The 24,516-nt window shown below is 69.2% G+C and carries 17 protein-coding genes; 13 read left to right on the top strand and 4 right to left on the bottom strand.

Annotation, left to right across the window (positions count from 1 at the left end; all coding sequences use genetic code 11):
* Window positions 1-104: 104 nt before the first annotated feature.
* Entirely contained in the window at window positions 105-2,405 is a 2,301-nt protein-coding gene (locus tag ACX9MO_RS02070) for a xanthine dehydrogenase family protein molybdopterin-binding subunit (RefSeq protein WP_462213368.1), read from the top strand.
* Window positions 2,406-2,682: 277 nt separating this feature from the next.
* Here the strand turns inward: ACX9MO_RS02070 and ACX9MO_RS02065 are convergent, their stop codons facing one another.
* Together ACX9MO_RS02065 and ACX9MO_RS02060 are read right to left on the bottom strand one after the other, a co-directional pair.
* The gene (locus ACX9MO_RS02065) at window positions 2,683-4,419 is read right to left on the bottom strand and encodes a hydantoinase B/oxoprolinase family protein (RefSeq protein ID WP_462213367.1); all 1,737 of its coding nucleotides are present in this window, start codon (window positions 4,417-4,419) and stop codon (window positions 2,683-2,685) included.
* Entirely contained in the window at window positions 4,416-6,488 is a 2,073-nt protein-coding gene (locus ACX9MO_RS02060) for a hydantoinase/oxoprolinase family protein (RefSeq protein ID WP_462213366.1), read from the bottom strand. The genes ACX9MO_RS02065 and ACX9MO_RS02060 overlap by 4 nt, the downstream gene beginning before the upstream one ends.
* Before the next feature lie 123 nt (window positions 6,489-6,611).
* On the opposite strand from ACX9MO_RS02060, the gene ACX9MO_RS02055 reads away from it, so the two are divergent.
* The 6 genes from ACX9MO_RS02055 to ACX9MO_RS02030 all read left to right on the top strand — a co-directional run bounded on the left by ACX9MO_RS02055 (window position 6,612) and on the right by ACX9MO_RS02030 (window position 13,004).
* A complete protein-coding gene (locus ACX9MO_RS02055; protein WP_462213365.1) occupies window positions 6,612-7,970 on the top strand; it encodes a hypothetical protein in 1,359 nt (452 codons plus the stop codon).
* A 185-nt stretch (window positions 7,971-8,155) separates the two neighbouring features.
* Window positions 8,156-9,469, top strand: coding sequence for an ABC transporter substrate-binding protein (locus ACX9MO_RS02050; RefSeq protein WP_462213364.1), 1,314 nt, complete (start codon window positions 8,156-8,158; stop codon window positions 9,467-9,469).
* 250 nt (window positions 9,470-9,719) lie between these two features.
* The gene (locus ACX9MO_RS02045; protein ID WP_462213363.1) at window positions 9,720-10,646 is read left to right on the top strand and encodes a branched-chain amino acid ABC transporter permease; all 927 of its coding nucleotides are present in this window, start codon (window positions 9,720-9,722) and stop codon (window positions 10,644-10,646) included.
* On the top strand, window positions 10,643-11,584 hold the full coding sequence (locus ACX9MO_RS02040; RefSeq protein ID WP_462213362.1) for a branched-chain amino acid ABC transporter permease: 942 nt from the start codon (window positions 10,643-10,645) through the stop codon (window positions 11,582-11,584). Before ACX9MO_RS02045 ends, ACX9MO_RS02040 begins: the two co-directional genes overlap by 4 nt.
* Entirely contained in the window at window positions 11,581-12,309 is a 729-nt protein-coding gene (locus ACX9MO_RS02035) for an ABC transporter ATP-binding protein (RefSeq protein ID WP_462213361.1), read from the top strand. Before ACX9MO_RS02040 ends, ACX9MO_RS02035 begins: the two co-directional genes overlap by 4 nt.
* A complete protein-coding gene (locus ACX9MO_RS02030) occupies window positions 12,309-13,004 on the top strand; it encodes an ABC transporter ATP-binding protein (RefSeq protein WP_462213360.1) in 696 nt (231 codons plus the stop codon). The genes ACX9MO_RS02035 and ACX9MO_RS02030 overlap by 1 nt, the downstream gene beginning before the upstream one ends.
* Before the next feature lie 318 nt (window positions 13,005-13,322).
* On the opposite strand, the gene ACX9MO_RS02025 is transcribed toward ACX9MO_RS02030, so the two are convergent.
* On the bottom strand, window positions 13,323-13,751 hold the full coding sequence (locus tag ACX9MO_RS02025; RefSeq protein WP_462213359.1) for a MarR family winged helix-turn-helix transcriptional regulator: 429 nt from the start codon (window positions 13,749-13,751) through the stop codon (window positions 13,323-13,325).
* Window positions 13,752-13,866: 115 nt separating this feature from the next.
* On the opposite strand from ACX9MO_RS02025, the gene ACX9MO_RS02020 reads away from it, so the two are divergent.
* Genes ACX9MO_RS02020 through ACX9MO_RS02000 form a run of 5 tightly spaced genes read left to right on the top strand, consistent with a single transcriptional unit; the run spans window position 13,867 to window position 20,356 of the window.
* Complete coding sequence (locus ACX9MO_RS02020; protein WP_462213358.1) at window positions 13,867-14,691, top strand: FAD binding domain-containing protein; 825 nt, start codon at window positions 13,867-13,869, stop codon at window positions 14,689-14,691.
* A complete protein-coding gene (locus tag ACX9MO_RS02015) occupies window positions 14,688-17,441 on the top strand; it encodes a molybdopterin-dependent oxidoreductase (RefSeq protein WP_462213357.1) in 2,754 nt (917 codons plus the stop codon). Before ACX9MO_RS02020 ends, ACX9MO_RS02015 begins: the two co-directional genes overlap by 4 nt.
* Entirely contained in the window at window positions 17,438-18,952 is a 1,515-nt protein-coding gene (locus ACX9MO_RS02010; RefSeq protein ID WP_462213356.1) for a 6-hydroxynicotinate reductase, read from the top strand. Before ACX9MO_RS02015 ends, ACX9MO_RS02010 begins: the two co-directional genes overlap by 4 nt.
* On the top strand, window positions 18,949-19,782 hold the full coding sequence (locus ACX9MO_RS02005) for a UPF0280 family protein (protein WP_462213355.1): 834 nt from the start codon (window positions 18,949-18,951) through the stop codon (window positions 19,780-19,782). Before ACX9MO_RS02010 ends, ACX9MO_RS02005 begins: the two co-directional genes overlap by 4 nt.
* Window positions 19,775-20,356 carry an amino acid synthesis family protein gene (locus ACX9MO_RS02000; RefSeq protein WP_222492680.1) on the top strand — a complete coding sequence of 194 codons (582 nt, stop codon included), beginning with the start codon at window positions 19,775-19,777 and terminating at the stop codon, window positions 20,354-20,356. The genes ACX9MO_RS02005 and ACX9MO_RS02000 overlap by 8 nt, the downstream gene beginning before the upstream one ends.
* Window positions 20,357-20,606: 250 nt before the next feature.
* Here the strand turns inward: ACX9MO_RS02000 and ACX9MO_RS01995 are convergent, their stop codons facing one another.
* Window positions 20,607-21,650 (bottom strand): ketopantoate reductase family protein, encoded by a 1,044-nt coding sequence (locus ACX9MO_RS01995; protein ID WP_462213354.1) that lies wholly within the window; start codon window positions 21,648-21,650, stop codon window positions 20,607-20,609.
* A 373-nt stretch (window positions 21,651-22,023) separates the two neighbouring features.
* Here ACX9MO_RS01995 and ACX9MO_RS01990 point away from each other — a divergent pair, with 373 nt between their 5' ends.
* Complete coding sequence (locus ACX9MO_RS01990; protein WP_222492682.1) at window positions 22,024-24,198, top strand: anthranilate synthase component I; 2,175 nt, start codon at window positions 22,024-22,026, stop codon at window positions 24,196-24,198.
* Window positions 24,199-24,516: the final 318 nt, after the last annotated feature.

Below are 24,516 nucleotides of genomic sequence, written 5' to 3'. Positions count from 1 at the left end.
AATGAATGGCCGGTTTGCAGGATCGCCTCTTGCAACCCGCGCCGATCCCCTGTTCCCTCGCCGCGCCGGGCCCCGCCCGATGACGCAAGGACAGGAGACGCCCCATGACCGCAATGCCCCCCCGCCTCGGACGGATCGAGGATGACAGGCTGATCACGGGTCAGGGTCGCTACACCGATGACCTTGCGCAGCCCGGTGCGCTCAAGGCCTATTTCCTGCGCGCCAGCATCGCCAATGGCACCGTCACCACCCTGAACGTCGAGGACGCCCGCGAGATGCCCGGCGTCGTGGCGATCTTCACCGCTGCGGACCTCGAGGCCGATGGCGTCGCGGCCTATCAGGCGCCGCTGAACGTCGAGGGGCCGGACGGCACAAAGTACACCGCCACCGAGCGTCCGTTGCTGGTCTCGGATCGTATCCGCTACCTCGGCGAGCCGCTGGCGATGATCCTGGCCGAGAGCCTGGCCGAGGCCATGGATGCCGCCGAGGCGATCGAGGTCGATTTCGACGATCTGGACGCGGTGGTGCATGTGACCGACGCCCGCGCCGAGGGCGCGCCGCTGGTCCATGATGACCGTGCTGGCAACATCGGCGCGATCTGGGGCCGGGGCGACTGGGACGGGACCCGCGCCGCGCTGGAGGCCTCCGACAAGGTGGTGCATCTGCGCCTGCCGATCAGCCGCGTGACCGCCGTTGCGATGGAGCCGCGCAACGCCTTCGCCCACATGGAAGAGGGCGGGCGGCTGGCGCTCTATGCCTCCTACCAGCACCCGGTGGCGCTGCGGGCCGATCTGGCGTCCTGCTTCGGCATGGAGGCGGAGAGCATCCGCGTCGTGTCCCGGGACGTGGGCGGTGCCTTCGGCATGAAGAGCGGCCCGCTCCGCGAGGAGATGCTGGTCTTCTGGGCCGCCAAGATGCTGGGACAGCCTGTGCGCTGGCGCGCCGACCGGTCGGAGGATTTCCTCTCTGACGAGGGCGGCCGCGACATGGTCTTCGATGCCAGCCTCGGGCTGGACGCCGAGGGCCATTTCACCGCGCTCTCGGTCGAGGTGCTCCAGAACATCGGCGCCTATGCCACGGGCCGCTCGATGCCCGCGATCCTGAACATCGGCGGCATCGCCGGGGTCTATCGCACCCCCGCCGTGGCCGCCCGGATCGAGCTGGTGCTGACCAACACCGTGCCTGTGACCGCCTACCGTGGCGCGGGCCGCCCCGAGGCGACCTTCATCATCGAACAGCTGGTGGACAAGGCCGCGCGGCAGCTGGGTCTCGACCCGATCGAACTGCGGCGCCGGAACCTGATCCAGCCCGACCAGATGCCCTGGACCTCGCCCTTCATCTTCGACTACGACAGCGGCGATTTCCCCGCGATCCTCGACGCCGGGTTGAAGAAGGCCGATGCGGAGGGCTTTGCCGCCCGCAAGGCCGAGAGCGAGGCCAAGGGCCTGCTGCGCGGCTTCGGCCTCGCGCTCTGCGTCGAGACCTCGGGCGGGCCCTACGGGCGCAAGTCCGATGACGCCACCGACATCTCCTTCAATGCCGACGGCACGGTGACCGTGGCCGTGGGTGCCTTCTCGGCGGGTCAGGGGCTGGAGACGGCGATGGTCGACCTCGCCGCCGCCGAGCTGGGCCTGAGCCCGGACCGCATCCGCTACGTGCAGGGCGACACCGAGACGGTGAAGAAGGGCAAGGGCATGGGCGGGTCCTCGGCCATGATCCTGGGCGGCTCCGCCTTGCAGGACGGCGTGTCGCGGGTGATCGCGCAGGCCAAGAAGATCGCGGGCGACGCGCTGGAGGCGGATGCCGCCGACATCGAGTATGACGCGGGCACCTTCCGCATCGCCGGCACCGACCGCGAGATTGAGATGACCGAGGTCGCGAAGCTGGCGGCCGAAAGCGGCGTGCAGCTGATCGGGCGCGGTATCTTCGAGACCGACGGGCCGACCTTCCCGAACGGCTGCCACGTGGCCGAGGTGGAGATCGACCCCGAGACCGGGCGCGCCCGGCTCGACCGCTATTCCGCCATCGAGGACATCGGCGTGGTGCTGAACCCGCAGCTGGCCGAGGGCCAGATCCACGGCGGCGCGGTGCAGGCGCTGGGGCAGGTGTTCCTGGAAGAGATGCGCTATGGCGAGGGCGACGGGCAACTGCTGACCGGGACCTTCATGGATTACGCCATGCCGCGCGCCGAAGACATGCCGCTCTTCAACTGCGGTTTCCACGAGGTGCCGACCGCGCTGAACCCGCTGAAGGTGAAGGGCGTGGGCGAGGCCGGCTCCGTCGGGGGCATGGCAGCCGGCATGTCGGCGGTCTGCGATGCGCTCGCGCAGCGCGGGGTCGAGGATTTCGCGATGCCCGCGAGCCCGGGACGGGTCTGGGCCGCGCTGGACGCCGCGAAGGGCTGACGTGGGGCCGGGGCGTCTGACGGTACCCTGCTGACCTCTCGATCTGTCCCGCCCCCATGGGGCGGCGCTATAGCGCCAACCCGCGGGGCGGCGCTGCCCTTCGTGTTCCCTATCCGGCGATCGAGACGGCGCGCTCTGGGGACATGCCGGCTCCCGGTCCCTTTTCTCCCGGGGCAAACCTCTCGACCCCACCCGGAATTTTCGAAAATTCCGGTCCGTTTTCTTCGAAGAAAACGGGCCTCACCGCCCCCGCGCGATCCCCTCTCGACCGGCGCGCCTAGACGCCGGTCCCGCGTCGCGCCGCCGTGGCCTCGGCGTCCACCTCGGCCCCCGCCAACACCACGCCGAAGAGCGCCTCTGCCTGGGCCGCCGTGTAGCGCCCCAGCCGCACGTCCTGCGCCACCAGCGCCGGGTCGCGCCGCATCGGGTCGCCCCAGCCGCCGCCGCCGGGCGTGCGGACGTGGACCACGTCGCCAGGGGCCAGCGGAATGTCCTGCTCCTTCGACAGATGCTCCGGCACATGGACCGCGCCGTTCCGGATCACCTCGACCCGGTTCATCGCGCCGTCCGCACCGCCCATGGCACCCTGCGGCCCGAAGCGGCCGTGGTCCATGACGAAGCTCGCCCGCGCCGATCCGCGCCGCAGCTCCAGCTTGTAGTCCAGCCCGAAGCCGCCGCGATGTGCGCCCGCGCCGCCGGAGCCCTCGTGGAGCGCGTAGTGGTGGTAGAGCACCGGGAACTGCTGCTCCATGATCTCCACCGGCGGTGCCTTGGAAATGCCGATGGTGGAACAGCCATTGGCCAGCCCGTCCTCGCCCGCGCTGCCGCCGTAGCCGCCGCCCGAGAGCTGGTACATGACGAAATCGCGCCCCTTCTCGGGGTCGTGCCCGCCAAGGGCGAAGTTTCCGGAGGTGCCCGCAGGGGCCGCCGTGGCGCGGTCGGGCAGGGCGGGGGCGAGGGCGGCAAAGACCGCCTCGGCGATCCGCTGGCTGACTTCGGCCGCGCAGCCCGACACGGGGCGGGGATATTGCGCATCGAGGAAGGTCCCCGCGACGCCCGTCACCTCCAGCGGCTCGAAGGCACCGGCGGAGATCGGCACCTCCGGGAAGAGATGCCGCATGGCGAGGTAGACCGAGGAGAGCGTCGTCGCCAGCACCGAGTTCATCGGCCCGGCGCAGGGCGCGGAGGAGCCGGTGAAGTCGAAGCGGAGCCCGTCGTCCTGTCGGGTCACCGCCAGCCGGATCGCCAGCGGCTCGTTCACCACGCCATCGCTGTCGATCCAGGCCACGGCCTCGTGTGATCCTTCGGGGATCAGGGCGACGCAGGCGCGCATCTGCTGGGCGGCGCGCGCGCGCAACTCGGCAATCGCCCCGGCCACCACCTCGTCGCCGTAACGGTCGAGCAAGGCCGAAAGCCGTTCCGCCCCGACCTTCAGGGCCGCCGCCTGCGCCTGCACATCCCCGATCCGCTGATCCGCCACGCGGATGTTGGAGCAGATGATCGCGTAGATCTCCGGGTCCAGCACGCCCCGTTTGAAGAGCCGCACCGGCGGCAGCCGCAGGCCCTCCTGTTCCACCGAGGTGGCGGAGGCAGAGAAGCCGCCGGGCACCGCGCCGCCGGTATCGGGCCAATGCCCGGTGTTGGACAGCCAGCAGAAGATCTCGCCATCCCGGTAGAAGGGCATGGCAAAGCGCACGTCCATCAGGTGCGTCCCGCCGAGGTAGGGATCGTTGACGATGTAGATGTCGCCCTCGACCGGCGCCGGGGTCAGCCCGTCGCGGATACGCTCCACCAGCACGCGGGTGGAATATTGCATCGTCCCCACGAAGACCGGCAGGCCGCCCGCGCCCTGCGCGATCAGCGCGCCATCCTCGGCGGCATAGATCCCGTCGGAGCGGTCGTTGGCCTCGGCGATCACGGGCGAGAAGGCCGCGCGGGAGAAGCTGAGGTCCATCTCGTCGCAGACCTGTTGCAGACCGGCCTGAATGACGCTGAGGGTGATCGGGTCGATCATGCCGCACCTCCGATGTGAACGATCAGGTTGCCCATGGCATCCGCCTCGGCCCGGTCGCCGGGCAGGATCAGCAGGGTGGTGTCCATCTGCTCGACGATGGCGGGCCCGGGGATCACCGCGCCCGTGGGCAGGTGGTCGCGCCAGTAGAGCGGCGTGTCGTGCCTCGCACCGTCGAAACAGACCGAACGGGTGCCGCGCTGTGCCTCTGCCAGTGTGGCGCGGCGCTCCGCCGGGTCCAGCAGGATCGTCAGGTCGAGCGGCTGCCGCGTCCCGATGACCGAGCAGTTGGCGTTGACCACCGCGGCGCGGATCGTTTCCAGCCGGACGCGGAAGCGGTTGAAATAGACCTCCTCGAACCGTGCCAGCAGCGCCTCTGCGGTAATTTCGGCCCCATCGAGCGGCACGCGCAGCAGGTGGGTCTGGCCCATGAACTGCATGTCGAGAGAGAAGACCGCGCGCACCTCGCTGAGCGGCACCGTCTCGCGTTCGATGAGGGCGCGGCCCTCGGCCTCCTGCGCGCGCAGCACCGCGGCCAACTCGTCCATCGGCAGGGCGTCCAGCGGGCGATTCAGCGTGGTGACGAAGTCATGGCGCAGATCGGCCACGACACAGCCAAGCGCGTTGGTGATGCCGGGGCGGGCAGGGACGAGGACCTTGGGCACCCCCAACTCCCGCGCGAGCGCGCAGGCATGAAGCGGCCCGGCCCCGCCGAAGGCGAAGAGCGCGAAGTCCCGCGGATCGGCGCCGAGCGAGAGCGAGACCATGCGGATCGCGCCCGACATCTTGACGTTGGCCAAGCGGATCACCGCCTCGGCGGCCTCTTCCGGCGTCAGCCCCAGCGGGTCGCCGAGCTCTGCGGCGAAGACCCTTCGCACGTCCTCCAGCATCACGCCGCCCTCAACCGAGGCGAGCTTGCCCGGATCGAGCCGCCCGAGCAGCAGGTTCGCGTCTGAAATCGTGGGCCGGGTACCGCCCCGGCCATAACAGATCGGGCCCGGCGTCGCGCCCGCGCTTTCGGGGCCGACCTCCAGCAGGCCGGCGGCGTTCACCTTGGCGATGGAGCCGCCCCCCGCGCCCACGGTGCGCACGTCCACCATGGGGACGTGGATCGGCATGGCGTATTCCACCTCGATCTCGTTGCTGACGGCGGGCTGCGCATCGCGGATCAGGGCCACATCGGTGGAGGTGCCGCCCATGTCGTAGGTCAGCAGGTTCTCCAGACCCGCCGCCCGGCCCGTGAAGGCCGCGGCCATGACGCCGGAGGCGGGGCCCGACATCACCGTCTTGGCCGCCTCGCGCGACACCGTGCGGGCCGAGACCATGCCGCCGTTGCCGTTCATCACCAGAAGGTCGCCGCCATAGCCGCCCGCCTCCAGCTCGCCGGTCAGGCGCGAAACATAGCGTTCTAGCAGCGGCTGGACCGAGGCATTCACCGCCGCCGTCACCCCGCGTTCGAACTCGCGACTTTCCGAGAGCAGCGCATGGCCGAGGGTGATGTGATCATTGGGCCAGACCTCGGCGAGGATGTCGCCCGCGCGCAGTTCATGGGCGTTGTTGGCGTAAGCATGAAGGAAATGCACCACGACCGAGACACAGCCGGCCTCCAGCAGCTGCGCCGCGGCGGCGCGCAGGGCGTCCTCGTCCAGCGCAGTGACGACGCGGCCCTGTGCATCCATCCGCTCGGGCACCTCAAGGCGCAGATCGCGGGGGATCAGCGGCGTGAAACTGCCCTTCATGCCATAGGCCTGCGGGCGGGTGCGGCGGCCCAGTTCCAGCACGTCGCGGAAACCGGCAGTGGTGATCAGACCGGTTCGGGCCAGCTTGCGCTCAAGCACGGCGTTGGTGGTGGTGGTCGTGCCATGGACGATGAGGTCCACCGTCGTCAGGTCGGCCTCGGCCACGGTCACCGCGTTCATCACGCCGCGCGCCTGATTGTCGAGGGTCGAGGGCACCTTGGCCAGCCGCACGTGGCCCGTCGCCGGATCGGTCAGCACCAGATCGGTGAAGGTTCCGCCCACATCGACGCCGATCACGCGCCCCGTCGCCTCGGCCCTGCTGGTGCCCGCCATGACAGCCTCCTGAAAACCATTCGTGCACAAATGATTTCCATGGGCTGACCAAAAGTCAACGGCGCTGCGACCTGCGGCGAATTTTCCCTGTGCCCGCGGTCAGGAAAGGGGCAGTTTGGCGGCATGAGATTTCTCCTGCTCCTCCCGGTCCTCCTGTTGCTGCCCTCGATGGCGCTGGCCCATGCCTCCGAGCAGGGGTTCGTCCTGCTGCTGCCCACGGATCTCTATGTCGCGGGGGGGGCGGCCAGCGTGGCGCTGACGGTGCTGCTGATCGCGCTGGTGCCGCCTGCCTGGGCGGCGGCGCTGTTCCGGCCTGTCGGGCTGGCGCGGGTGCGGCCCCTGCCGGGGCGGGCGCGGATCGGCCTTGCGGTGACGGCCGCGCTGATGGGGCTGGTGGCGCTGGGCCTGACGGGGCCCCATGACCCGACGGAGAACCTGCTGCCGCTGGGGATATGGAGCCTGTTCTGGATTTTCCTCGTTTCGCTGACCCTGATCGCGGGCGGGCTCTGGCGTGTGGCGGACCCGTGGCGCGGGGTCTGGGCGCTGGCCCATGGGCTGGGCTGGCGGCGGCTGGCGCGCCTGCCGCGGGCGCTGGGCAGCTGGTTGGCTCTGGCCAGCTTCCTCGCCTTTGCCGCGGTGCTGCTGGCCCATCCCGCCCCCGCCGATCCGGACCGGCTGGCGCTGATGGTGCTGAGTTACTGGGGCCTGCACATGGCGGGCACGCTGGTCTTCGGCCCCACGTGGCTGCGCCGGGCGGAGGGGCTGGGCACGCTGCTGCGGCTCTATGGCCAGATCGCCCTGCTGGCACGGCGGGGCAGGGCGCTGCGCCTTGGCCTGCCGGGCTGGCAGGCGTTGCAGATGCCCCGGCCCGCGCTGGCGCAGGCGACCTTCATGCTGACGGCGCTCGGCGTCGGCTCCTTCGACGGGCTGAACGAGACCTTCTGGTGGTTCGGCCGCATCGGGATCAACCCGCTGGAATTCCCCGGGCGCTCCGCCGTGGTCTGGCAGAGTTTCGCGGGCATGGTCGTGGCGGTGGCCTTGCTGATCGGGGCCTATACGCTCTGTATCTGGCTGGGGCTGCGGCTGGTGCGGATGCCGCTGGACCTGCGCGCGGGCTATTGCCTGCTGGCGCCCGCGATCCTGCCGATCGCACTGGCCTATCACATCGCCCACTACCTCCCCTCGTCGCTGGTGGAGGCGCAGAATGTCTGGGAGGCGCTCGGCCATCTGACGGGGCTCTGGCACTGGCATGTGACCACCGGCTTTTTCAACACGCGGGCCACGGTGCAGGTGATCTGGCTGACGCAGGCGGGCGCCGTGGTGCTGGGTCATGTCATCGCCATCCTGATGTCGCACCTGATCGCGCTGCGGCTGACGGGCAACCACGCCCGCGCCGCCGTTTCGCAACTGCCACTGGCGGTGTTCATGGTGCTCTACACGCTCTTCGGCCTGTGGTTGCTGGCCTCTCCGCGCGGCATCTGATCCCGCAGGCAGGGGCTGCCGCAGGGGCAGCTGCGCCGAAGCTCTGAGCAGTTTGTTTGTGTACCTACGAGTGATCCGGCGCCGAGGTGCGGAAAAACTGGACAAGTCGTTTGCGTGCCTAAAGACTTGATTCCAAGGGTCACCCTATAAGGCCCGCGACACATCCAACCAACAGGGATACCGAGATGACCAAGCTGATCCTGCCCGCGGGAGAGGGCGCCAAGCTGCACTCCCCCGGTCGTCGTAAGGCACTGAAAACACTCGCGGCCGGCGTCGGCGCCGCGGCCACGATGCCGCTGCTGGGGCGCTATGCCTCGGCGCAGAGCGCGGCGCCCATCCGCATCGGCTTCCAGAAGCATGCCACCGGCATCGGCGCCGCCTACGGCCGCTGGTACGAACGCGCCACGCTGGCCGCGGTGGAGAAGATCAACGGCGAAGGCGGCATCAACGGCCGCCCGGTGGAGATCGTGACCGAGGATGACGGCACCGATCCCAAGCGCGGCGCAGAGGTGCTGGAGAAATTCGCCAACCAGTCGAACTGTGACATAGCCTACGGCACGCTCTTCAGCCACGTGGTCATGGGCTCCGCCCCCCGCGCGGGCGAGCTGAAGCTGCCCTATTTCGTTGTCTCCGAAGGGCATCACGTCGCCTCGGGCGCGCTGAACCGCTGGACACTGCAACCGGGCATCACCGACGTGAAGAGCCAGGTTCAGGCCATGGCCCCCTTCATCGGCGACGTGCTGGGCAAGAAGGTCACGATGATCTTCCCGGACTACGCCTTCGGCTATGACCACCGCGACAACCTGCCTGCGGCAATCGCGGCGGCGGGCGGCGAGGTGATCGAGCAGATCGCCATCCCGCCGAGCGAGACCTCCTACACCAAGTACTTCCCGCGCATCCCGCGCGAGACCGAGGTGATCTATCACGTCATGATCGGCCCCGGCGTCCTGACCTTCGTCAAGGAACTGGGCGAGTTCTTCGGCCCCTCGCGGCCCGAGATCTTCGGCTTCGTCGACTCGATCGAGGCGACCGACCTGACCTCGCCGGGCCTCGAGTTCCTCGATGGCACCTACTTCTGGGAAGGCATGCCGCGCTACGCGCAGGAGGACGATACCGAGTTCTCCACTGCCTACCGCGCCGCCGTTGGCTGTGACGACAACGGTGCCAGCCTCGCCGATCCCAAGGACGTGGCGACCTATGCCCACATGTACGGCTGCTGGGAAACGCTGCACATCATCAAGGCCGGGATGGAAGCCTGCGATTACAAGGGCATCGAGGACCGTCAGGCGCTGATCGAGGCCGTCGAGGCGATGTCCGACATGCCCGAGGGCTTCGACCATCCGCAGGGGCCGAAACGCTTCAACGGCAAGACCCACCAGACCTTCGGGCAGCAGTACATCTCGAAGGTCGAGGGCGGCAAGCTGGTCAAGGTCCACACCGCCGCGATCGACGACACGATCTACCCGGACGAGGTCGACTACACGAGCATGTCGTTCTGACGGCTGCTCTTGGCGGCTGTTCGTGACGGTTTTTCGTGACGGAGGGCCCTGCCGGGCCGGGGGACCGGGCCGGCAGAACACGTGACGGGCGGGGCCGGTGCGGGGCCGGTGCGGGGGCATCCCTCCGACCCGGCAGATTTTCAGGGGCGTGGCCCCAACCGGCGGTTGCCCCGGCATGGACATGCCGGGGGCTGCCCCCTGCGTCTGCCCGCTCCCGGGCGGCGCGAGAGCTCAAGACGCGACGGACTTCATGGATTTCGGACCTTACCTGATGCTCGCCATGCTGGAGGGCGCGGTGCTGGCCTCGGTGCTGGCGCTGATGGCCTCGGGGCTCAGCCTCGTCTTCGGCGTGATGCGCGTGGTCAACGTGGCGCATGGCGAATTCTACATGCTGGGCGCGGTCATGGCCTGGGCGGTGACCTCCTTCATCGGCGGCGGCCCGGCCCTGGCCTTCATCGCCGCCGCGATCCTCGCGCCGCTGCTGGTGGGCGGGCTGGCCGCCGTGGCCGACATGGTGATCCTCAAGCGGCTGAACTACGACCCCGAGCGGACGATCGTCGCCACCATCGGGCTGCTCTACATTCTGCAGCAGGCCACGCTGATGACCTATGGCGCAGATGCGCGCCCCGTGGTGCCGCCCTTCAATCACCGCATTGCGCTGCCCTGGATCGAATGGGGCGAGGGCGGTCTGGCGTTCTACTTCCCCTGGGGGCTGTCCACCACGTCCTACAAGCTCTTCGTCATCGGGGCCGCCGTGGTGCTGATCGCCGCGCTGCGGCTCTTCATGACGCGCTCCAGGGCCGGGCTGATCATGCGCGCCACCCAGCTGGACGGGGACATGGCCACCGCCTTCGGCATCCCGGTCGAGCGCGTCTATGCCGCCGTCTTCGGCGTGGGGGCAGGGCTCGCCGCACTTGCGGGCGTGCTGATCGTGCCGATCCAGCAGGCGCATTACCTGATGGGGGGCGATGCGCTGCTGCTGTCCTTCATCGTCGTGATCATCGGCGGGCTGGGGTCGCTGGCGGGCACCATCGTGGCCGCCGTGCTGATCGGCATGTCCGATGGCATCATCTCGGTCTTCTTCTCGCCCACGCTGGCCAAGATCCTCGCCACGCTGGCCGTGGCGCTGGTGCTGGTGTTCAGGCCGCAGGGCCTCTTCGGGGGCAAGGGCCGATGAGCGCACGGTATTACTGGGGCCTGCATCTGGGCCTGATCGCACTGCTGTTCGCAGGCCATTTCGTCCTGCCCGCCTACCAGCACGGCAATGTCGCCCGCATCATGGTGCTGGCGGTCTACGCCATGGGCTACAACATCGCCTTTGGCTACACCGGCCTGCTGAGCCTCGGCCATGCCATGTTCTTTGGCGCGGGCATGTACGGGATGGGGCTGCTCTCCTACCACTTCGATGCGGGCGCGCTGCCGTCGATGGCTGCGGGCATCGTGGCGGGGGCGATGCTGTCGCTGGTCGTGGGCCTGCTGGCGCTGCGCACGGCGGGCGTCAGCTTCATGATCGTGACGCTGATGTTCTCTCAGGCGCTGGCCATGACGCTGGTCTACTTCCGCGACATCACGCGGGGCGACGAGGGCTTCGTCATCCCTTCCGCCACCCGGCGGCTCTGGGGCATGGACCTCTCGGACGAGGCGCATCGCTACCTGATCGCCTGGGGGCTGTTCTCGCTCGTGCTGATCCTGACCCTGTGGCTGGTGCGCCACCGCTGGGGCCGCGTCTTCGTGGCCCTGCGCGAGAACGAGGAACGCGCCAGCCTGCTGGGCTATGATGCCTTCCGCACCAAGCTGGGGGCGCTGGTGATCTCGGGCACGATCTCGGCCCTGTCCGGGGCCGCCTATGCGCTGCTCTTCGGCTATGCGGGGGCGACGTTTGCGGGCGTGCAATATTCCATCTTCCCGCTGCTCTGGGTCCTCCTTGGCGGGGCGGGCACGGTGCTGGGGCCCTTCGTGGGGGCGCTCTTCATGTTCTACCTGATCGACCTCTCCTCGGGCGTGACCGATGCCTACATGCTGATCGCGGGCGTGGCGCTGGTCCTGCTGACGCTCTTCCTGCCGCAGGGGCTGGTGGGCGAGGTGAAACGCCGCCTCTGGAGGGACCTGCCATGAGCGTGATCCTCCAGACCCGCGGCCTCTCGCGCAGCTTCTCGGGCCTGCGCGCGGTGCACGAGGTGGATTTCGACCTGCCGCAGCACGAGATCCGGGCGCTCATCGGGCCCAACGGGGCGGGCAAGACCACCTTCGTCTCGATGCTGATCGGGCGGCTGCCGCCGTCCTCGGGGTCCATCACCTTCGAGGGGCGCGACGTGACCGCGCTGCCCGCGCCCAAGCGGGTCGGGCTGGGGATGGCCTACACGTTCCAGATCACCTCGGTCTTCGGCAAGCTGACCTGCCATGAGAACGTGGCGCTGGCCGCCATGCGCCGCCTTGGCGGGGACGCCGCGGCGGTCGACGCCGAGGTGCGCGAGGCGCTGACCCGCGTGGGTCTGGCCGACCGGGCCGCGGACGTTGCGGGAGACCTCTCCTACGGCCACCAGCGTCTGCTGGAGATCGCCATGGGGCTGGCACAGCGCCCGCGTCTCCTGATCCTCGACGAGCCGACGCAGGGGCTGGCCGAGAGCGAGATCGCCGATTTCAAGGCACTGATCCGGGCGCTGAAGGCCGAGACGACGATCCTGCTGATCGAACACAACATGTCCGTGGTGATGGAACTCGCCGACCGGGTGACGGTGCTGAACTTCGGCGAGGTGCTGGCAGAGGGCACGCCGGAGGAGATCCACGCCAGCCGTGCGGTGCAGGCGGCCTATCTCGGCACCGGGACGGAGGAGGCGTGATGCTGAAGATCGAGGGCGTGGACGTCTCCTATGGCGCGGCACAGGTGCTGCGCGGGGTCTCGCTGACGGCGGAGGCCGGGCAGATCACCTGCCTGATGGGCCGCAACGGGGCGGGCAAGACGACGCTGATGAAGGCGATCATGGGGCTCCTGCCGCTAGGGGCGGGGCAGATCGCGCTGGAAGGTACGGTGCTGTCCGACCTGCCGCCGCATGAGGTGCCCAAACAGGGCGTGGGCTATATCCCGCAGGGCAGGCGGCTCTTTGGCGAGCTGACCGTGGCGCAGAACATCGAGATCGGCCTGATGGCGCGGGGCGGGGATGCCGCGCTGCGCGAGGAATTGCTGGAGATTTTCCCGCGCCTGCGGGAGCGGCTGGGACAGCGGGCGGATACGCTTTCGGGCGGGGAGCAGCAGATGCTGGCCACGGCCCGGGCGCTGGCGCTGCGGCCGAAACTCCTGCTGCTGGATGAGCCGACGGAGGGATTGCAGCCCTCGATGATCGAGGCGATCCGGCAGGTGGTGCTGACCATGCGCGACCGGGGCGTGGCGGTGGTGCTGGTGGAGCAGCGGGTGGAGGCGGTCCTCGACATGGCGGACCGGGTCTTCGTCATCGAGATGGGCGCGAACCGGGACGAGATGGACCGCGCCACGCTGAGGGCGGATCCGGCGCGGCTGCGGGCGCACCTGGGGGTGTGATGCTGGCAAGGCCCGCGCGAGGAGCCCGGAAAATTCTTCGAAGAATTTTCCAAAGAATTTTCGAAAATTCTTGGGTGCAACCGGATCAGCGTGGGGACTGTCGGCGGCGGTTCTCGGAACTTCTGGAAAATTCCGGTGCGTTTTCTTCGAAGAAAACGGGGAGTGGTTCAACGCCTTTGCCGGGCCAGCGATGTGCCCCCGTGCCGTGAGGGCGGGAAGCGACCGGGCAGCCCGGGTGCAGATGGCGGGGGCGGAAGGGGCGCTGCCCCCTTGGCCTGCGGCCAATTCCCCCGGGACATTTGGGAACAGTGGATGAGGTCAGGTGAGCTTGAGCAGGAGGTCGAGCAACTGGGTGCGTTCTTCCGGGGTCAGGGGCTCGAGCGTGTCGAGCGTGACGCGGTGCGCCTTTGGGAAGGTGGCCTCGTAAAGCGCGCGGCCCTGATCGGTGGGGGTCAGGTGGATGCGGCGGCGATCGTCGGGATCGGGGGTCGAGACGAGAAGGCCCTTGGCGCGCAGCCGGTCCGCGACGCCCTTGATCGTCGCGGCATCCATCGAGGTCGCCCGTCCGAGCGCGTTCTGCGACGTGGGGCCGAGTTCGCAGAGCTTGGCCAGCGCCGCGAATTGGGTCGAGGTCAGCTGCGGGATATGCTGCGAGAAGATCGAGAGGTGCCGCTGCGTCGCGCGGCGCAGCAGGTAGCCCACCTGAAGGTCGAGGCGGTAGTCGCCGGTCTCTTGCTCATTTTTCATCGCTTCTTTGTGGGAGTCCCCCGTTCCGCTGGCAAGGGCAGAAATGCATGATTGACAGGACTGGGGCGGGAGCGGCACGCTTCTGTTTGTACACCAACAATAACGGAGCCCTGCCGTGACTGCCTACCACAGGCCCGACACGCTGGACGAGGCGCTGCGGATCGCGGCCGATGTCGCCTGCATTCTGGCAGCGGGCTGTACCGACCTGTTCCCGGCCACCTCCGCGCAGGCGCTGACGGGGCCGGTGCTGGACCTGACCGGCATCGCGGCGCTGAAGGGGATCACCCGCAGCGCGGCGGGCTGGCGCATCGGGGCGGGCACCTCCTGGGCCGAGATCGCGCGGGCCGACCTGCCCGAGGCCTTCGCGGGCCTGCAGACGGCAGCGCGGGAGGTGGGATCGGTACAGATCCAGACCTCCGGCACCATCGGCGGGAACCTCTGCAATGCCTCTCCGGCGGCGGACGGCGTGCCGCCGCTGCTGACCTTGGGCGCCTCGGTGGAACTGGCGGGCCCCGCGGGGCTGCGGGTGCTGGCGCTGGAGGCGTTCATGCTGGGGCCGCGCCGGGTGGCGCTGGTGCCGGGGGAGATCCTGACGGCGGTTCTGATCCCGGAGGTGTCGGGGCAGGGGGGCTTCCTGAAACTCGGGGCGCGGGCCTATCTTGTGATCTCGATCGTCATGGGCGCGTCGCGGATCGTGCTGGACGACGGGCGCATCGCGCAGGCAGCGCTGGCCATGGGCGCGGCGTCGCCGGTGGCGCGGCGGCTGACCGCGCTGGAGGCGGCGGTGACGGGCGTGCGCCCCGCAGAGGCGGCGGGCTTCGACCCGGTGCTGGTGACCGGGGCGCTGTCGCCGCTGAGCGATCCGCGCGCGGATGAGACCTATCGCAACGAGGCGGCGGTGACGCTGATGCGCCGCCTGATCGGGGAGGCGGGCCGATGACCTTGCCACGGATGAGCCTGCACGTGAACGGCACCGCCCGCGACGTCGAAGCAGCGCCACTGACGCGGCTGTCGGACGTGCTGCGCGAGGATATCGGGCTGACCGGCACCAAGGTGGGCTGCGACGCGGGCGACTGCGGCGCCTGCACCGTCCTGCTGGACGGCGCGCCGGTCTGTGCCTGCCTGACCCCGCTGGGGCAGGTGGCCGGGCGCGAGATCACCACGGTCGAGGGCCTGTCCGTGGCCGACGCGGGCCGGGCATTGCAGGAGAGTTTCCTGCGCCATGGGGCCGCGCAATGCGGGATCTGCACGCCGGGGATGCTGGTGGCGGCGACGGCCTTGCTGCGCGAGGTGCCCCGGCCGAGCCGGGCACAGGCCGAGGCGGCGCTTGGCGGCGTGCTCTGCCGCTGCACGGGCTATGCGAAGATCATCGATGCCGTCTGTGACGCGCGTCCGGGGGCGGTGGCCGGGATGGCTGACGAGAGCCCGGCGCGCACGCTTGTGCAGGCCCCCGCGCAGGGCCGGGCCGTCGGTGCGCGGATGCCGCGTCGCGACGGGGCGCCCAAGGTGGCGGGCACCGAGGTCTTCGGCGCCGACCACCGGATGGAGGGCGAGCTCTGGGTCCGGGCGATCCGCTCGCCCCATGCTGCTGCGGCCTTCGACCTTACTGCGCTGACCGGATGGGCCAAGGCGCGGGGCCTCATGGCCTTCACCGCCGCCGACCTGCCGGGGATCAACGCCCACGGGGTGATCCCGCCCTTCGCGGACCAGCCTGCCCTGGCCGAGCGCGAGGCGCGGTTCCGGGGCGAGGCGGTGGCGCTGCTGGCGGGCCCACGCGACGTGCTGGAACCGCTGGACCTGCGCAGGGCGCCCGTGGCCTGGACCGAGCTTGAGGCCGTCCTCGATCCGGCGCAGGCCATTGGCGCGCGCCCCGTGCAGGACCAGCGCCCCGACAACGTGCTGACCCGGGGCCGCGTGGCGCAGGGCGATGCCGAGGAGGGGCTGGCGCAGGCCGAGCACGTCGCCGAGGTGGAAATCACCACCGCCTATGTGGAACACGCCTATATCGAGCCCGAGGCCGGGATCGCCTGGATGGAGGGCGACGTGCTGAACATCCGCGCCTCGACCCAGGCGCCGGTGATGGATCAGGAGGACGTGGCCAAGCTGCTGGACCTGCCGCCGGAGAAGGTGCGCATCCGCCCCTCCGGCGTGGGCGGAGGCTTCGGCTCCAAGCTGGACGTGAACATCCAGCCGCTGATCGGTCTGGTGGCGCTCAAGACCGGACGGCCCGCGCGGATGGTGCTGACCCGGGCGGACTCGCTGACCTCCTCCACCAAGCGGCATCCGGCGACCATGCGGGCGCGGATCGGCTGCGACGGGGAGGGCCGCCTGACGGGGATGGCCTTCGACGGGATTTTCAACACCGGGGCCTATGCCTCTTGGGGGCCGACGGTGGCGAACCGGGTGCCGGTCCATGCCTCGGGGCCCTACCGGACGCCGAACTACCGGGCCGAGACGGTGGCCGTGCACACCAACGGGCCGGTGTCCGGGGCCTTCCGGGGCTTCGGGGTGCCGCAGGCGGCGCTGGTGCAGGAAACGCTCTATGACATGCTGGCCGAAACCGCCGGGATCGACCGGCTGGCCTTCCGGCGGATCAACGCGCTGAAGGATGGCGAGCCGACGGTCTGCGGGCAAAAGCTGGGCGGTGTGGGTATCGGCGCTTGCCTTGAGGCGCTCGAGGCGCCGTGGCAGGCCGCGCTCGACCGAGCGGCGGCCAAGGACACCGAGGGCGGGCGCCTGCGTCATGGCGTCGGCGTGGCCTCCTGCTGGTACGGCTGCGGGAATACCGCGCTGCCCAACCCCTCGACCATGCGGCTGGGGCTGACGGCGCAGGGGCGGCTGGTGCTGCATCAGGGGGCGACGGACATCGGGCAGGGCTCAAACACCGTGATCCCGCAGATCTGTGCCGATGCGCTCGGCCTGCCGATCGCGCAGATGGAGACCATCGGTGCCGATACCGCGCTGACGCCGGACGGCGGCAAGACCTCCGCCTCGCGGCAGACCTATGTTTCGGGCAAGGCGGCGCTGCTGGCGGGGCAGGCGCTGAGGGCGCAGATCCTCATGCGGGCGAACCGGGCCGAGGAAGCCGTGCTGACGCTGGAGGGTGCGCGCCTGACGGTGCGCGATGCCGCGGGCGAGAGTGTCATCGACCTTGCCGCGCTACCGGTGGAGGGCGACTACGTCCTGGTGGCGGAGGAGAGCTATGACCCGCCGACCGCGCCGCTGGACGAGAACGGGCAGGGCGTGCCCTATGCGGTCTACGGCTACGGCGCGCAGGTGGCGGAGGTGACCGTGGATGTCGAGCTTGGCACCACCAAGGTCACCCGGATCACCGCCGCCCATGACCTTGGCCGCGTGGTGAACCCGCTGCTGGCGGAAGGCCAGATCGAGGGCGGGATCGCGCAGGGTCTCGGCATGGCGCTGATGGAGGAATACCTGCCGGGCCGGACCGAGAACCTGCACGATTACCTGATCCCCACCACCGGCGACATGCCACGGATCGACCCGATCCTGATCGAGGTGCCGGACCCGGAGGGCCCGATGGGTGCCAAGGGGCTGGGGGAACACGTGCTGATCCCCACCGCGCCCGCGATCCTCAATGCCATCGCCCATGCCACCGGCGTGCGGGTCACCCGCACCCCCGTCCTGCCGCACCGCCTGCGCGCGGCTCTCAGAGAGGCCGGCCTATGAACTCCCCCGCGCAACCTGCCGCCAAGCCTGAGAAAATCCGCTGCGATGCCTGCCCGGTCATGTGTTTCGTGGCCGAAGGCCGCACCGGGGCCTGCGACCGCTATGCCAACGAGGGCGGCAAGATCGTGCGCTGCGATCCGATCACCGTGCTCGACCGGCGGCTGGAGGCGGGCGGCGAGATCCGGCCCTTCCAGAAGGACGACTGGGACGGCAGCGTTCTGGCGGGCGACGACCTCTTCGTCTCGGCCGTGGGGGCGGGCACGACCTATCCCGACTTCAAGCCCGCGCCCTTCATCGTCTCGCGCGAGGTCGAGGGCGTGGACACAGTCACCGTGGTGACCGAGGCGATCTATTCCTACTGCGGCGTGAAGGTGAAGATCGACACCGACCGGCACCTTGGCCACGAGGGCGCGAAGGTGCGCGCCAAGGGCGAGGTCGTGGGTCTGGTCATCACCTCCGAATACGGCTCGCAGATGCTGTCGCTGGGCGGCGTGGATCACCTGACCGGCGGCTCCAAGTCCGAGGGCCGGGTGACCTGTGACACGCTCATGGCGCTGTGCAACCGCGAGGCGGTGGAGCTGGAGATCGAAGACGGTGCCACGGTCGTCGTGCAGGCCGGGCAGCCGCCCATCGTCGATGGCAAGCGCGAGGAACGGATGCGGGTCGGCTGCGGCTCGGCCACCATCGGGATGTTCGCGGGCCACTGGCAGGGGCTGGTGGACGAGGTGGTGGTGGTCGATGACCACATCACCGGTGTCGTCAGCGAACATCAGGCGGGCAAGGTGATCGGCTGGCCCGACACCGGCATCCGCATCAACGGGCGGCGCTCGACGCCCGGACGGTATTTCCAGGTGGCCGAACCGGGCCTTGGCTGGGGCGGGACCGATATCGAGGATCCGCTCTCGATCCTCGGCGAATGGCGTGCGGCCAAGGGCGCGACCGAGGGCATGACGTTGCTCATGGTCTCGACCACCGGCGAACATGCGGCAGCCTACCGGCTGGACGCGGAGCTGCGCCCGCAGCCGATGCCGCTGTCGCCGGACCTGCAGGAGACAGTGGACCTGATCGCCGAGAACTGCGAACCGGCGCTCTGTACGGTGATGTTCACCGGCGGCGCGGGGGGATCGTTGCGGTCAGGCGTGACCCGCAACCCGGTGCGGCTGACCCGCGCCGTGCAGGGGAGGCGCGCCACGGTGACGGTGGGCGGGGCCGAGTGTTTCGTCTGGCCCGGCGGCGGGATCACCCTGATGGCGGATGTGACCCAGATGCCCGCGCAGAGCTTTGGCTACGTGCCCACGCCCGCGCTGGTGGCCCCGCTGGAGTTCACCATGCCGCGCGCCGATTACGTGGCGCTTGGCGGCCACGAGGGCGCGATCCGGGCGCTGTCGGACGTGCTGGAGAACGGTGGCGAATACGGTGCCGAGTGGCGTGCCCTGCCACGGGAGGCCGGGCGGCGGGCGCAGCCTGCGCGCGGGGCCGACGCCGCGCCCGATCCGAAGCGCAGGCCATGATCCAGTCCCGCCTCCTGCCCGACGGGGTGCGGCTGCACATGCACCACGGGCCGATCGACCTGATCCTCTGGGCCGACGAGGCGGTGCGCGGGGCGGCCTATGCGGCCGCCGCCATGGCCTTCGACGGGCTGCTGGAAGACCTCGTGGCAGAGCTGCCCGCCTTGCGGAGCGAGACCCCCGGCCTGTTGCACCACCCGGTCGCGCAGGCGATGGAGGGCGCAGTGGCGCCCTTCCGGCCCGCTTTCGTCACGCCCATGGCGGCGGTGGCGGGCGCGGTGGCCGACCATGTGGCCGGTGCCATGGCGCGCACGGGCGCGCGCAAGGCCTGGGTCAACAATGGCGGGGACATCGCGCTGGTGCTCGGCCCGGGGCAGGACTTCTCGGCCGCCATGCCGGGCGGGCAGGTGACCTTGCAGGGGGCAGCGCCCTGGCGCGGGATTGCCACCTCGGGACGGGGCGGGCGCTCCCATTCGCTGGGCATTGCCGATGCGGTGACCGTGGTGGCGCGCACGGCGGCGGAGGCCGATGCGGCGGCCACGATGATCGCCAACGCGGTGAACCTGCCCGGCCATCCGTCGGTCAGCCGCGCCCCGGCCTGTGATCTTTCCCCCGACAGTGACCTCGGCGCGCGGCTTGTGGTCACCGGCCTCGGCCCGCTGGCGCGCGACGAGATCGACCGCGCCCTTGCGGCGGGGCGGGCACGGGCGCAGAGATATCTTGCACGCGGCCTGATCGGCGGCGCGCACCTGGCCCTTCGCGGGCAGAGCACCGCCGTGGGCGCGATGGCCCCGGGCGGCGCATTGGCACTGGAGGAGACGGAAGATGCCTGAATTCACCCTGCGCAAGACGATGATCTTTCTGGAAGACATCGCCCATGACGGCGGCCCTGCACCGGAGGTGCCGCGCCAGCGCGGTGCCATCGTGGCGCTCGTGAAGAACCCCTTCGCCGGGCAGTATGTCGAGGACCTGAGCAGCCACATGGACGCGCTGAAACCGCTGGGCCTGATGATGACCGACCGGCTGATCGCGGCCATGGGCGGGATCGAGGGCATCGACGGCTACGGCAAGGCCGCCATGTGCGGCGAGGCGGGCGAGCTGGAGCATACCGCGCTGTGGCATGTGCCAGGCGGCTATTCCATGCGCGAGAGGCTGGGCGAGGCGCTGGCCATCGTGCCCTCCGCCATGAAGCAGGGCGGGCCGGGCACGCGGATCGACGTGCCGCTGGGGCATATCAACGCGGCTTATGTGCGCAGCCATTTCGACGCCATGGAGGTGGGGCTGCCGGACGGGCCCCGGGCGGATGAGCTGATGTTTGCCCTCGCCATGTCGCGCGGCGGGCGGGTCCATGCGCGGATGGGCGGGCTGGAAGTTTCGCAGATCGCCAAGATGGACGGGCTGCGCTGAGGCGGGCGGCCAAGAATTTCAAGGAAAATTCTTGGGAAAAGTCTTGTTTCAAGACTTTTCAGCGCGCCCGGTGAGGTAGGTGTGCCGCTGCAAGGGCTATGCCCGGCTGCGGCGGTCGCCGGAAAATTCGAATTTTCCGGACCGGACTTTTCGAAAAGTCCGGGGGGGGGCTCTGCCCCCTTGCCCCGCGGGGCGGGGCAATTCCCCCGGAGTATTTCAGGAAAGATGAAAGCCTCCGGGGGATATGGGGTCAGGCCGGGAAGCGATCGCGTTCCACCGAGCGCAGGATCGCCGTGGCGAGCGAGAGCGTCGGTGTCGGGATTCCGAGCGCGGCTGCGACCGAGCAGGTGGCTGCGAAGATCGGTTCGATCTCCATCGGGCGGCCCTTTTCGAGGTCCTGCAGGGTCGAGGTCTTGAAGCCGCGGTTGCCCTTGGCCTTCTCCAGACGCTGACGCGGCAGGGCCGGGTCGATGGTCACGCCCTGCGCGCCGGCAATGGCGATGATCTCGTTCATGATCCCTTCGACGAACTGCGCCAGCACCGGGTCCTGCACGATGGAGGACATCGAGGCGCGACAGATCGCGGTAGTCGAGTTCATCGAGCAGTTGGCCAGCAGCTTGGTCCAGATCACCTCCTCGAAGGGTTCGGTTTCCTTGACGGTGACGCCGCCCTTGCGCAGCAGATCGGCGATCCGGGCCACGTCGGTGCGGTCCTGGCCCGAGAGGCGCCCGAGTTCGAGGAAGCCCGGCAGTTCGACGTGGATCAGACCGGGTTCGGGTACCGAGGCGCCCATGAAGGCCACCGCCCCGATGGCGCGCTCCGGCCCGATCAGCGACCAGAGCTTGCCGTCCGGGTCGACCTCGGCCGCGCCGCGATAGCCGCCGGGGGCGGAGGCGTCGGGCAGGGGATACCACCACGGCACGCCGTTCACGATCGGCACGATGCGGCCATGGGGGGCCAGCAGGGCCGCGAGGGCCTCGGCCATGGCGGGCACCTGGTGGCCCTTCAGCGCCGTGATCACCACGTCCTGCGGCGGCAGGCCGGCAAGGTCCTCGACCGCGGTCACCGGGATCGCCACGGGCGGGTCGATCTCGGGCGATTTCAGCCGCAGGCCCTGACCTTGCATGGCGTCGAGGTGCGCGCCGCGGGCGACGAGGGTCAGCTGGCCCAGTTCGGGCAGGGTTCCGGCCGCGGCGGCCTGCGCCAGCGGCGCGGCAATGGCCCCGCCGATGGCGCCGACGCCCACGATGCAGACATTGAGCGGGCGGTCGGGAAGGGGGGGCAGATCGGTCATGAGAGGGCCTTTGCTTGGAAGGTGCCCAGCCGGAGAGGCCGGGGCGATTTGCGCGCAGACTAGGCGGCAGGGACGCGGGAGAGAAGGCCCCCGGATCGGTGGCGCGCGGCAAATCCGTCCCGGGCGTCAGGGGAGGTTTACAAAATGGGCGCTGCTTGCTAATGCCTTCGCCTGTCTGAACGCAGGAAGGTCTTGGCCATGCACGCGGCCCCCCTTGGACAGCGATGGCGGTGCCGGTGGAGCACCGGACGATGGCGTAGCCCCTCGTCCAACTGACATGCCGTCCCCGCGAGGGACCCACCGATGACAGGCGCCCCGAGGAATTTTCCTGTGCAGATCTCGCAGGCGCCACCCGTGAGACGAGACTTACACCATGACCGATCTGACCTTTGAAACCAAAGGCCGCGTGCGCGTGACGCGCCGCGAATTCCCCGCGACCTACATGGCCGACAGCGAGACGCTGATCGACCGGCTCGATGGTCAACGGGGCGCGCTCTTCAGCTCCAACTACGAATATCCCGGCCGCTACACCCGGTGGGAGTTCGGCTTTGCCGAGCCGCCGCTGATGGTGGAAAGCCGCGGCCGCGCCCTGCGCCTGAAAGCGCTGAACGCCCGCGGTGAAGTGCTGATGCAGATCATCCGCCCGGCGCTGGAAGACCTCGCCGCGGTGGAGAGCATGAGAGGCGACGCCAAGGTGCTGGACCTGCAGATCCGCACGCCTGAACGGCTCTACAACGAGGAAGAGCGCTCGCGGGCGCCTTCCGTCTTCTCGGTCCTGCGGGAGATCGTGGCGCTTTTCGCCACGGAAGAGGACGGCCACCTCGGGCTTTACGGCGCCTTCGGCTATGACCTCGCCTTCCAGTTCGAGCCGATCGAATACCACCTCGATCGCCCCGAGGATCAGCGCGACCTCGTGCTCTTCCTGGCCGATGACATCCTCGTCTCGGATCACTACTCGGCCCGGGCGCATCGCTATACCTACGACTTCGCGCAGGGGGCGCTGACCACCGAGGGTCTTTCCGGCGCGACCCCGGCCGAGCCCTTCACCCCCGGCCCGCAGGAGGTGCCGCGCGGCGACCACGTGCCCGGCGAATATGCCGAACTGGTGCGCGCCGCCAAGGCCAGCTTCCGCCGCGGTGACCTTTTCGAGGTGGTGCCCGGTCAGGTCTTCTACGAACCCTGCAAGGACAGCCCCGCCGCGATCTTCCGCCGGTTGCAGAAGATCAACCCCGCGCCCTTCGGCTTCCTCATGAACCTCGGTGAGCAGGAATACCTCGTCGGTGCCAGCCCCGAGATGTTCGTGCGCGTCACCGGCCGCCGGGTCGAGACCTGCCCGATCTCGGGCACGATCAAGCGCGGCGCCGATGCGATCGAGGACAGCGAACAGATCCTCAAGCTGCTTCAGTCCAAGAAGGACGAGAGCGAGCTGACCATGTGTTCCGACGTGGACCGCAACGACAAGTCGCGCGTCTGCGAGCCGGGGTCGGTCCGGGTCATCGGGCGGCGGCAGATCGAGATGTATTCCCGCCTGATCCACACGGTCGACCATATCGAGGGGCGGCTGCGCGCGGGCATGGATGCCTTCGATGCCTTCCTGTCCCACGCCTGGGCCGTGACCGTGACCGGCGCGCCGAAACTCTGGGCCATGCGCTTCATCGAGAAGCACGAGAAATCGACCCGGAAATGGTATGGTGGCGCCGTGGGCGCGATGCAGTTCAACGGCGACATGAACACCGGCCTGACCCTGCGGACGATCCGCATCAAGGACGGCATCGCCGAGGTGCGCGCCGGGGCGACCCTGCTGAACGACAGCGACCCCGAGGATGAAGAGGCGGAGACCGAATTGAAGGCAAGCGCCATGCGGGCCGCCGTGCGCGGCGATGTGCGGACCAACGAAGGCGGCGGCGACGGGACCCGCCTTCAGGTCGGGCAGGGGCGTCGGATCCTGCTGGTCGATCACGAGGACAGCTTCGTGCACACGCTGGCGAACTACTTCCGCCAGACCGGGGCCGAGGTGCTGACCACCCGCTCGCCTGTGGCACCGGAACTGGTGGATGACTTCGCCCCCGATCTCGTCGTGCTCTCGCCCGGTCCGGGCAACCCGTCGGACTTCGACTGCCGGGCGACCATCGACACGGCACTGTCGCGCGACCTGCCGGTCTTCGGCGTCTGCCTCGGGCTGCAGGCCATCGGGGAATACTTCGGCGGCACACTGGATCAACTGGGCGAGCCAGTGCACGGCAAACCCTCGCGGATTACGGTGCATGAGCCGGGCTGTGTCTTTGCGGACCTGCCGGAACAGGTGACCGTGGGCCGCTACCACTCGCTGCATATCCGCCGCGAGAGCCTGCCCAACGACGTGACCGTGACGGCCTCGACCGAGGACGGGATCGTCATGGGGATCGAGCACCAGTCCCTGCCGGTGGCAGCGGTACAGTTCCACCCGGAATCGATCATGTCGATGGGGCAGGACGCAGGCATCAAGCTGATCGAGAACGTCGTGTCGCGCCTCGGACGCGACGGCGCGCGGAGAAATGCCGCGGAGTAAACACGCTTCGGCGATAGACTGACTCGGGCGCGGATTGGAAACAATCCGCGCCCGACGCATTTCTGCCTCAATTGCGCATATTTGGGATCTCGCGATGAGCGGTGCGTAATTGGTCTATATCATTTTGACAAGGTGTGATGCGCCTTGGCGTCGGACTTGTCTCATTCGTATAGGTTCAATTTTGTGAACCCTAACGTTTTCTAAAAATACACTGCCGCTTTGAATGGCGGTTTCAATCCCGGGGCTTGGGGCCGGTCATTACCTTCCGGAAAGATGTGAAGATTCAGCGTTAATTCGCCTGCTGTCACAAGTGTGTTT

The organism is Pseudooceanicola profundus (assembly GCF_054919315.1).
Note: the sequence above shows the minus strand (reverse complement) of the source record. Positions and strands in the feature narration are given on the sequence as shown.